Here is a 10,613-nt window from a genome sequence, read left to right on the forward strand (position 1 = left end):
GAGACCCCCGCCTACACCGCCACCGCCTGTTCGGGTACCACCCGCTCGGCCCACAGCGGCTGGGGAGCCGTGCCCCGCAGCCGCTCGTAGACGGCCTCGAACCGCTCCAGCGACCGGTGGTGGTCGTGCCGCAGGGCGAGCTCACGGCTGGCGGCGCCCATGGCCGCGTTCCGGGGGCCGAGCACGGTGCGCAGGTGCCCGGCCAGGCACGAGTCGTCCCCGGGCGGGAAGAGGAAGCCGTTGCGCCCCTCCTCCACCAGGTGCGGCAGGGCCATCGCGTCCGCGGCCACCACCGGCAGGCCGGTGGACATCGCCTCCAGGGTGGCGATGCTCTGCAGCTCGGCGACACCGGCGATGGCGAAGGCGTTCCCGGCCGCGTACACCAGAGGCAGGTCCTCGTCCGGCACGAACCCCAGGAAGAACACCCGGTCCGCCACCCCCAGCTCCGCGGCCAGGGCGCGCAGCTCCGCCTCGCGCTGCCCGGTCCCGGCCAGGGCCAGCTGGGCGTCGTGCTCCGGCACGATCCTGGCCAGCGCGCGGATCGTGTCCTGGATCCGCTTCTCCTCGTCCAGGCGCCCCACGAACACGACCGTGTCCCGGTCGGGCAGGCCGAACCGGCGCCGCGCCGCCGCGCGCTCCCCCGCCCGGGGGTGGAACCGGTCCAGGTCGATCCCGCAGGAGATGTCCTCGACCGCGCGGGCCAGCCCCTTGTCGCGCAGCAGCGACGCCGCGCGCGGCGTCGGCGTGGTCACGTAGTCGGCCTCGGCCGCCACCCGGACCATGTCCATCCAGGCCAGCGACCCCGCCACCTCCTGCATGGGAGCCGGGATCCGGGCGTGGGCGTACAGGTTGTCCGGCATGAAGTGGTTGGTGAGCACCACCGGGACGCCGAGCGCGCGCCCCCTGCGCATCGCCGTCCGGCTGACCGGGAAGTGGCTCTGGGCGTGCACGACATCGGGGTCCAGGCGCTGCAGGAGCCGGGTGATGTGCCCGCCCATGCCCAGCGGGACGGCGGCGCGCATGCTCGTCTGGAAGGGCAGCTGGGCCGAGCGGAGCCGGTGCTCGGTCACCGGGCCGTTGGCCGTCACGTACGGCTCGCCCCGCTCGGAGGGGCAGAGCACGTGGACCCGGTGCCCCCGAGCCGCCAGCCCCTCGGCCAGGCGGTGGGTGAAGTACCCCGCGCCGTTGACGTCGGGCGGGTAGGTGTCGGTGGCGATCAGGACGCGCAGCGGCCTCATGGTGGAACTCCTTCGTTCAGCGGGTGGAGGTGGACTCGGTGGTGCTCCGGGGTGCCTCGGGGTTGCGGTGGCGCGCCTGCGCCAGCGCGACGGTCCCGGCGACCGCCAGGCCCGTGAAGGCCAGCGCCGCCAGCTGGGCGGGGGCGGTCCCGGGGGCGCCCTCCCCCAGGATCAGGGCGCCGATGGCCACGCCCACCACCGGATCGGTGATCAGGAGGGTGGCGTAGGCGGCCGAGAAGTGGCCGGTGCGGTAGGCGTTCTGCATCAGCAGCGCGCCGAAGACGCCCGTGGCCAGGGCGAGTGCGGTCAGCAGGCCGAACACGCCCGTCCAGTCCGTGAAGGCGTTGGCGGTGACCACCCGCGCCAGCCCGGACGTGGTGCCCATGGCCGCGCCCCCCGCGAGGGCGAGCAGGATGGCCCTGGTCGCGCTGGGCACGCAGTGCGCGGTGAAGTGGACCGCGGCGCCGGCGCCGAGGACGGCTCCGGCCAGGGCCAGGGCCGCGCCCGCGCTCATGGCGGGGGTGGCGGCGGCGTGCGGGAACAGCGAGAGCACACCGACCAGGCCGACCATGACCGCGGATCCGGCGACGGCCTGGGACGGGGCCACCCGGCGCCGGTTGAACGCGGCCGAGAGCGCGATGGCGAAGAGCAGACCGGTCACCCCGATCGGCTGGATGATGGTCAGCGGCGCACCGCTCAGGGCCAGCAGGTGCAGGACCGAGCCCAGGACCGCCGCGGTGCTGCCCGCCATCCACCGGGGCTGGCGGAGCAGGTGCAGCAGGAAGCCCGCGCGTGCCACCTGGTGGCCGGGGGCGCGGACCGCGTCGCGCTCCTGGAGGGCCGAGCCGAGCGCCAGAATGAAGGCCCCCGCCACGGCGAGGAGGACGGGCACCAGCATCAGCGCCACCGTCCCGACCCGCCCGCGGGTCTCACCCGTCCGTCCTGCATTCCGTCATCCCCTGGTGTTCGCTGTGCACCGACCGCGGATACGGCCACAACGTTAGGGACGGGCCCCGTGCCGTGGCGATAACGGCAGCCCCCGTTTCGGAGTGGTGCTGCCCCCACCCGTTCTCGGGGTACCGACCCCGAGCGGGGAACCCGAGGCCGCCGGGCCCCGGGGATGCGCCCGTGTGGAGGATCATGGCACCATGTCCGGTAATGGTCTAGACCGGATAGGAGCGGTACTCCGTGACCGACAACTCCCCCTTCGCCAGCCGTCCCCTCATCCCCCGCCCCGTCACGGCGGTGGCGGGTGACACGGCGGGCCTCGTACTCACCGCTTCGACCAGGGTGTCCGCCGACCCCGACGCCCGGGGCACGCTCACGTGGCTTCAGCGTGAACTCGGTGCGGCCACCGGGCTACCCCTGGCCACCGGGGACGAGACCAGCTCCCAGATCCGGCTGAGCGTGGACCCGGGTGCGGGTCTGGGCCGCGAGGGCTACCGCCTGATCGTGGACGACGAGGGAGCCCTGGTCGTCGGCAACGACCCGGCCGGGGTGTTCTACGGGGCGCAGACCCTGCGCCAGCTGCTGCCCGCCGACGCCTACCGCGCGGCCCCGCTCGGCGGCACCGAGTGGACCCTGCCCGCGGGAAGCGTCACCGACGCGCCGCGCTTCGCCTGGCGCGGGGCGATGCTGGACGTGGCCCGCCACTTCCTGCCCAAGCGCGAGGTGATGCGGTTCGTCGACCTCATGGCCGCGCACAAGCTCAACGTGCTGCACCTGCACCTGACCGACGACCAGGGGTGGCGCGTGGAGATCCGCCGCTATCCGAAGCTGACCGAGAGGGGCTCCTGGCGGACGCGCACCCAACAGGGCTGCGCCACCCCTCCGGTGTTCGACGACCGTCCGCACGGCGGGTTCTACACCCAGGAGGACGTCCGCGAGATCGTCGCCCACGCCGCCGCCCGGCACGTGACCGTGGTCCCCGAGATCGACGTGCCCGGCCACTCGCAGGCCGCCATCCACGCCTACCCCGAACTGGGCGAGTGCGGGCGGATCCCGGTGGGCACCCAGTGGGGCGTCTTCGAGGAGGTGCTCGCGGTGACCGACGAGGTCCTGGAGTTCTACCGGGGTGTCCTGGACGAGGTGGTCGAGCTGTTCCCCGGCCCCTACGTCCACGTGGGCGGGGACGAGTGCCCCAAGGCCCAGTGGCGGTCGAGCCCCTCCGCGCAGCGGCGGATCAAGGAGGAGGGGCTGGCCGACGAGGACGAGCTGCAGAGCTGGTTCATCCGCCAGCTGGACGCGCACCTGACCGCGCGGGGCCGCCGCCTGGTGGGCTGGGACGAGATCCTGGAGGGGGGTCTCCTGGAGCGGGACGGCGCCGGTGGGGGAGGACGGGCGGGCATCTCGCCCGGAGCCACCGTGATGTCGTGGCGCGGCGAGGAGGGCGGGGTCGCCGCAGCCCGCGCCGGACACGACGTGGTCATGAGTCCGACCCGTACCTCCTACCTGGACTACCGGCAGTCGGACGCGGCCGACGAACCGGTCAGGGTGGGCACGCTGCTGCGGACCGAGGACGTCTACCTGGCCGAGCCCGTCCCGGAGGGGCTCACCGACGAGGAGGCCGCGCACGTGCTGGGCGCGCAGGTGAACGTGTGGACCGAGCACGTCGACACCCCGCGCAGGCTGGACTACATGGTGTTCCCCCGGCTGTCGGCCTTCGCCGAGCAGGTGTGGTCGACCGGGGAGCGCGACTACGCCGAGTTCGAACCGCGCCTGCGCGGGCACCTGGAGCGGCTCGACGCGGCCGGGGTGGAGTACCGGCCGTTGGAGGGTCCGCGCCCGTGGCAGACCCGCCCGGGCGTGGTGGGCTGGGACTGAGGTGCGCGGAGGAGTCGGACCGCCCGGGCCCCGGAAGCGGGTGGCCCGGGCCCTAGAAGTAGGTGGCCACCGCGTCCACCACGGTGTCCCCGTCGTCCACCACCGGGATGACCTGCCAGCGGTCGAAGGCCGTGCACGGGTGCGAGATCCCGAAGGAGACCAGGTCGCCGGGGAGGACCTCCAGCCCCGGGGGGACGCTCAGGTAGGCGTGGTGGTCGTTGAGGTCGGTCACCTCCAGGCCCTCCGCCGCCACGGTGGCGCCGTCACGGCGGCGCAGCCGGCGCGGAACCGGGAACCCCTGGTCGTGGTTGGCCTCGCGGCGGCCCAGGGCGGCGATCGCCAGCCCCTCCTCCGGGACCGAGGTGACCTGTGCCCACAGCTCCAGGGCCCCCGCCAGGGAGTCGGGCCCCTCGGGCAGGCGCCGGTAGGGGGTGGTGCGCCGGTACAGTCCGTCGTCGTGGGCCACGTAGGCGCCGCTGCGCAGGACGGGGACCACCTCCTCCCGCCCGCCGAGCTCCTCGGCGACCACGTCGAACCACGCGCTGCCGCCCACCGAGAGCACCGGCCGCTCCGGGCCGGGGCCGGCCTCCAGCGCGGCCGCGTTCCCGAGCAGCTCCGCCAGGAAGGCGCGGACCGCGGCGGCGTCGCCGAGCGGCCCCTCGTAGCCCGCGACCCCGGCCAGTTCCAGGCCGGGGGCCTCGGCGACGGCTCCGGCCACAGTGAGCACCTGCCCTCCGGTGCGGCAGCCGGTGCGCCCCCCGGGGATCCCGCGTTCGACCAGGACCCGCAGGGGCCTGCCGCCGGGCCGGGCGGCGGCGGCGCGGGCGGCCGCCGCCACGCCCTCGGCGGAGTCGACGTAGAACAGGAACTCGAAGCCGGGGTCGCGGTCGAGTTCCCCGGCGATCCAGCGCAGCGCCCGCTCGTCCAGCAGCTCGTTGGCGAGCAGGATCCGGCGCACGCCGAAGCGCCGGTAGGCCAGGACCTGGTTGGCGGTGGCCGCCGTGAGGCCCCAGGCCCCCGCGTCCAGCTGGCGCTGGAACAGGGCCGGGGCCATGGAGGTCTTGCCGTGCGGGGCGAACAGCAGGCCCCGGCGTTCGGTGAAGTCGGCGAGGGCGGCGATGTTGCGGTCCAGCGCGGAGGCCCGCAGGACCATCAGCGGCCAGGTGAAGGGACCGGTGAACAGGTGGTCGCGGCGGGCCGCGAACTCCTCCAGGGCGATCGGTCCGCCCGTCCACCACAGGCCCTTGGTGCGCCAGTCGACGTGTTCCCTGGGGATGGTCAGCCGGTCGCTCACGTGGGGCCTGCCTCCTGTGCCAGCACCCGGCCCCGGGGACGCCTCGACGGCGTCTTCCGGGGGCCGGGCCTCGGTGTGGGTCGGACCGATCATGCCACCGGCGCGGACCGGGGGCCAGGGGCGGCCCCGGCCGGGCCGGTCAGAAGAAGCGGACCGCGGGCGTGCGCACGATCGTCACGCTGGTCCGCGTCTCCGCCTTCCCCTGGAAGGCGGAGATGGCCTCCCGCCCGATGTCGGGGAAGTCGGTGATGAAGCCGTCGACCCCCCATCCCAGGACGGTGTCCATGCGGGAGCGCTCGTTGACGGTGTAGGGCATGATCTCCAGGCCCGCCTCGTGCACCCGCTCGACGTAGGCCTCGTCGATCGTGGTGTGGTTGGGGTTGATCATCTGCGCCCAGGCGTGGTCGGAGATCTGGCTCTCGGGGACCCGGCCCAGCAGGGCGTGCGGCACGGACGGCAGCAGGTCCTTGGAGCGGCGCACCGACTCCCAGTCGAAGCTCTGCACGAGGAGGCGCACGGGCTCACGGGCGGGTGCGGGCTCCAGCCAGGCCCCGCGCCCGGTGAGCTCGGCGGCGATCTCCTTCTCGATCCCGGGGTAGAGCTCGGGCTTCTTGACCTCCAGGAAGAGGTTGAGCTCCAGCTCCTCCAGCCGGTCGAGCGCCTGCGCGAAGGTGGGGACGGCCTCGCCCTCGAAGGAGCGGCCGAACCACGATCCGGCGTCGAGCCGCTCGACCTCCTCCAGGGTGAAGTCCCCGACCTCGTAGGATTCGCGGTCCGGGAAGACCTCCTCCACGTCGGTGGTGCGCTCCAGCGAGGTGTCGTGCAGCAGGACGAGGACGTCGTCCGCCGTGCGCTGGACGTCGATCTCGACGGTCTCGGCTCCGAGCCGGTGGGCCGCGTCGAAGGAGGAGAGGGTGTTCTCGGGCGCGTGGCCCGCGGCCCCCCGGTGGGAGACCGCGATCAGGGGGCGGCCCGAGGAGGTGGACCCGGTGGCGTGTTCGGCGGACACGGAACTGTCGTTTCCCCGCTCTCGGGGTTCGGGGATCTCGGCTGCGGACGCGGTGCTCGCGCTGACGGCGGTGACGAACGATACGGCTGCGACGGCGATTCCGATGCGTTGCACCCGACCTCCCAAGTGCGCGTGAACTGGTCGACTGCTCCCAGGCTGGGTGCGCGTGGTGACCGCGCGGTTACCACGTGCGGAGCAGCTGGTGATCCGGCGCCCATCATCTGGTGGTGGCTCCACGAGTTCGATGACATTCTCACTTAATGCATCCATTTGATTACTTCATGTACGATTTTTGACCCCCTGGCCGCAGGATTATTACCGAGAGCCTGCAACCATCACTATGAGTAGTCGATGGGAAGGAACTCTCATGCGCAAGCACCACAAAAGGTGGGTCGCGCTGCTCGGCGCCGCCTCGATCGCGTCGTCGGGGTTGGCCGGGCTCCCGGGAGCGGCGGCCGACGAGAAGGACACCCCGGCCGTGCACTGGCCTGTGACCAGCCAGAGCGTCTCCTCGTACAGCCTCGACGGCTACGAGATCGGATACCTGCCCGCCGGGCTGGAGCGGTACGGCATCAACGCCTCCTCCGTCATCGACCGGAAGGGCAACAGGCAGTCGCAGCTGTCCTGGATCCAGGGCTCCGACCAGTTGTTCGGCAGGATCGCCGTGCTGCGCTCGGACGGCCTCCAGGAGCTCGACGACCTGCGCTCGCACCGGTACAGCCACCTGCCCGAGGCGACGCTGCAGCGGCTGGTCCGCGGGGAGGCCCTGGAGCACGAGGCCTACCTCTCGCAGGAGACGGGTGACCTGTTCTGGCTGGAGGAACCGGGCGTGGCCGTCGCCATGCACCTGCGGCCGGACCGGTGGGGCAGCGGAGAGCTGGTCCGGATGGCCGAGGCCTTCACCGCGCACCGGCCCGTCCAGGGGCCCGCGGAACAGGAACCCGCGGCCCAGGAGCCGGCCTCCGAGGAGGGCGGGGGCGCGCAGCGGCCCGGACCGGGGGAGGCGACCATGCCCGTCGACAAGGTCGCGGACGGCGTCCCGGCGGAGGTGGCGCAGGACGAACCGCCCGGGCGCCCCGCCGACCCGGCGCCCGCCGAGGAGGAGGCCCCCCAGACCCCCGGTGCCACGGAGGAGCCCGAGGACGCGGAGACCCCCGGGGGGACCGAGGACACGCAGTCCCCGGAGGGAACCGGGAGCACGGAGGCTCCGGGGGAGGCCGGGCCCGCCTCCCCCGGGCAGCCGGAGGAGGCCCCGGCGGACGGGACCGCCGGTGGGGGGGATCCCCGGATCCGGCAGGCCCAGGAGTGCCTCGTCGCCCGCTTCGTGGACTTCGAGACGCGCCAGACCCACCTGGGCGGGGCCGAGACGACCCCCACCAGCGAGAAGTTCCTCGACCGGGTCCTGGCCCAGGACCGGCTCACCGCCGCCGAGCACGACCGCGTGCTGGCCACGGTCTGGTACTACGGCGCCGAGCACGACAAGACCGCGGCCGTCGCCGACTGCGCACGTGAACTGGACATGGCGCGCACCGGCGTGGAGGCCGCCGTCAGCAGCCTCGCCGCGCTGATCGCCGAGATCGTGGCGGAGGCCAACGCGTACGCCGCCCAGAACCCGGCCGGCGGACCCCGTGTTCCGGAGACCGCCCCCTCCCCCGCGGAGGAGACGGCGGAGGAGCCGGCCGGGGAGGCGGACGGCGCCCAGGGCGCGGAGGCGGACACCGAGAACACGATCGAGGACCCGGTCGGCGCCGACGAGTGGATCGAGCTGTGGGAGTCGCTGCCGTGGAGCTTCCCGGCCGCGACGGAGGAGGGAACCTCCTGAGGCCGCCTCCCCGGCAGGGGGGACGACGGGGAGCGCGCGACCCGGGGCCGGTACGGCCCCGGGTCGCGCCTGTGCGCCCCGGGCGGAAAGGCACCCCAAGCTCACGAAAACCACGAAACCTGACACAAGCCATCCATCCGACCACCCCATGATGTACCGTCACCTCAGGTCCGCGGCCGGGTGACCACCGTCACCACCGGCCACCGCGCCCGGCCGGGACACCCCCGGATCCGGACCGCGGTGGCGCCCCCGCCGTCCCCCACCCCCGAGGAGGACCCGATGCCCGGCTTCACCACCCGCCCCCAACTCCGCGGCAACTTCGGCATGGTCGCCTCCACCCACTGGCTGGCCAGCGCCACCGGGATGTCCCTGCTCGAACGCGGCGGCAACGCCTTCGACGCCGCCGTCGGCGCGGGCTTCACCCTCCAGGTGGTCGAGCCCCACCTCAACGGCCCCGGCGGGGAGGTCCCCGTCGTCTTCCAGGCCGCCGGGAGCGCTCCCCGGGTCCTGTGCGGCCAGGGCGTCGCCCCCGCCGCCGCGACCCTGGAGGCCTACCGGGGGATGGACCGCGTCCCCGGCAGCGGCGTACTCGCCGCCACCGTCCCCGGGTCCTTCGACGCCTGGATGCTGCTCCTGCGCGACCACGGCACCATGACCGTCCGCGACGTGCTCGACCACGCCATCGGGCTGGCCGAGCGCGGCTACCCCGTCCTGGACCGGATCGCCGCCGCCGTCGAGTCCCTCGCCCCCGTCTTCACCCGGCACTGGACCGGATCCGCCGCCGTCTACCTCCCGCACGGCAGCGCGCCCCGACCCGGCTCCCGGCTGCGCAACCCGGCCCTGGCCGCCACCTACCGGCGGATCGTCGCCGAGGCCGAGAGCGCCGGAGCGGACCGCGAGGCGCAGATCGAGGCCGCGCGCCGGGCCTGGTCGCGGGGCTTCGTCGCCGAGGCCGTCGGCGCGTTCCTGTCCCGCCCCGTGGCCAGCGCGACCGGGGAACCGCAGCGGGCCCTGCTCACCGCCCAGGACATGGCCGAGTGGAGCGCGACCTACGAGGACCCGGTCAGCGCCTCCTACGGAGTCCACACGGTGCACAAGACCGGACCGTGGGGGCAGGGTCCGACCATGCTCCAGCAGCTGCGCCTGGCCGAGGCGCTGGGCACCGGCGCGGACGTGCTGGAAGGGGTCAGCGCGGACTTCGTCCACCGGGTGACCGAGGCCGCCAAGCTCGCCTTCGCCGACCGCGAGGCCTGGTACGGCGACCCGGACCTCACCGACGTCCCGCTCGGGGAACTGCTCAGCGCCGACTACGCCGCCCGCCGGGCCGAGCTGGTCGACCCCGACCGCGCCAGCCTGGAGCAGCGCCCCGGACGCGTCGGCGCCCGCCCGCCCTTCGAGCCGCCCCTGTACGTGCCGGGGCTCGCGCCCGAGGACCGCACCACGGGCGAGCCCACGGTCACCGGGGCGCCCGGCGCGGGCCCGGCGGAGGTGCGCGGGGACACCTGCCACGTGGACGCCGTGGACGCCCGCGGCAACATGGTCTCGGCCACACCCAGCGGCGGATGGCTCAGCAGCTCGCCGGTCATCCCCCAGCTGGGCTTCCCGCTGGGCACCCGGGCGCAGATGTTCTGGCTCGACCCGGCCTCCCCCAACGCGCTGGCACCGCGCAAGCGGCCGCGCACCACCCTGTCCCCCACCCTGGTCACGCGGGAGGACGGCCAGGCGGTGCTGGCCGTCGGCACCCCGGGCGGCGACCAGCAGGACCAGTGGACCTTCACCGCCCTGCTGCGCGTCCTCAACGGGGTGGCGGACCTTCAGGAGGCCCTGGACAGCCCGATGTTCCACACCAACGCCTTCCCCAGCTCCTTCCACCCCCGCGAGACGGTCCCCGGAGGCCTGGTGGTGGAGCCGCGCGTGGGCGGGGCCGTTCTCGCCGAGCTGCGCCGGCGCGGACACCGGGTCGAGGTGGCCCAGGACTGGTCCCTGGGGCGCCTGGCCGCCGTGGCCCGGGACCCGGACAGCGGTGAGCTGCGCGCGGCCGCCGACGCCCGGGGCGCGCAGGGGTACGCGGCGGGGCGCTGACCAACGCTGACCTGGAAGGAGACGGAAGGGCACGGAAGGCGGTACCGGGTTGAGCGGGATGCGCGGTGGAAGCGGATTGAGAGCGCTTGCTTGCCTTGATCCGGCCTCTTGCCAAATCGCCCGGTCACTGCTTATGTAGAGCCTGTGCGACGGCACTGCGGGAGACTTCCCGTGCGCGTTCCGTCAGAACTCCATACCACCGCGGCAGGGTACGTACGTGTTGAACCCGCGCTGGGCCTGCACCTCGATGCCCAGCTCGGCCACGGGCAGGGCCTTCTCCGACAGCACGGTGATGAGGCCGTCCTGGACGTCGGAGGGCATACGGGTGAGCTCCTCGATGCGGCC

7 protein-coding genes and 1 pseudogene are annotated in these 10,613 nt (G+C 74.0%); 3 read left to right on the forward strand and 5 right to left on the reverse strand.

Annotation, left to right across the window (positions count from 1 at the left end):
- Positions 1–11: 11 nt before the first annotated feature.
- Together FYW95_RS02185 and FYW95_RS02190 are read right to left on the reverse strand one after the other, a co-directional pair.
- Positions 12–1,238: a glycosyltransferase gene (locus FYW95_RS02185; RefSeq protein WP_159940131.1), complete on the reverse strand. Its 1,227-nt coding sequence runs from the start codon at positions 1,236–1,238 to the stop codon at positions 12–14.
- 16 nt (positions 1,239–1,254) lie between these two features.
- On the reverse strand, positions 1,255–2,136 hold the full coding sequence (locus FYW95_RS02190; RefSeq protein ID WP_201294608.1) for a DMT family transporter: 882 nt from the start codon (positions 2,134–2,136) through the stop codon (positions 1,255–1,257).
- A 290-nt stretch (positions 2,137–2,426) separates the two neighbouring features.
- Between FYW95_RS02190 and FYW95_RS02195 the strand changes: the two genes are divergently transcribed.
- A complete protein-coding gene (locus FYW95_RS02195; RefSeq protein WP_159940127.1) occupies positions 2,427–4,061 on the forward strand; it encodes a beta-N-acetylhexosaminidase in 1,635 nt (544 codons plus the stop codon).
- Between the two features lie 52 nt (positions 4,062–4,113).
- Here the strand turns inward: FYW95_RS02195 and FYW95_RS02200 are convergent, their stop codons facing one another.
- Positions 4,114–5,355: an alanine racemase gene (locus FYW95_RS02200; RefSeq protein ID WP_159940125.1), complete on the reverse strand. Its 1,242-nt coding sequence runs from the start codon at positions 5,353–5,355 to the stop codon at positions 4,114–4,116.
- A gap of 139 nt (positions 5,356–5,494) precedes the next feature.
- The gene (locus FYW95_RS02205) at positions 5,495–6,478 is read right to left on the reverse strand and encodes a glycerophosphodiester phosphodiesterase (RefSeq protein WP_159940123.1); all 984 of its coding nucleotides are present in this window, start codon (positions 6,476–6,478) and stop codon (positions 5,495–5,497) included.
- Positions 6,479–6,731: 253 nt separating this feature from the next.
- Between FYW95_RS02205 and FYW95_RS02210 the strand changes: the two genes are divergently transcribed.
- Positions 6,732–8,186: a hypothetical protein gene (locus FYW95_RS02210; RefSeq protein ID WP_159940121.1), complete on the forward strand. Its 1,455-nt coding sequence runs from the start codon at positions 6,732–6,734 to the stop codon at positions 8,184–8,186.
- A gap of 279 nt (positions 8,187–8,465) precedes the next feature.
- Entirely contained in the window at positions 8,466–10,268 is a 1,803-nt protein-coding gene (locus tag FYW95_RS02215; protein ID WP_160049915.1) for a gamma-glutamyltransferase family protein, read from the forward strand.
- Positions 10,269–10,487: 219 nt separating this feature from the next.
- Here the strand turns inward: FYW95_RS02215 and FYW95_RS02220 are convergent.
- A pseudogene (locus FYW95_RS02220) lies at positions 10,488–10,613 on the reverse strand (ATPase); the annotation flags it as partial.

It is taken from the genome of Nocardiopsis sp. FR4 (assembly GCF_009830945.1).
Classification (GTDB): Bacteria; Actinomycetota; Actinomycetes; order Streptosporangiales; family Streptosporangiaceae; genus Nocardiopsis.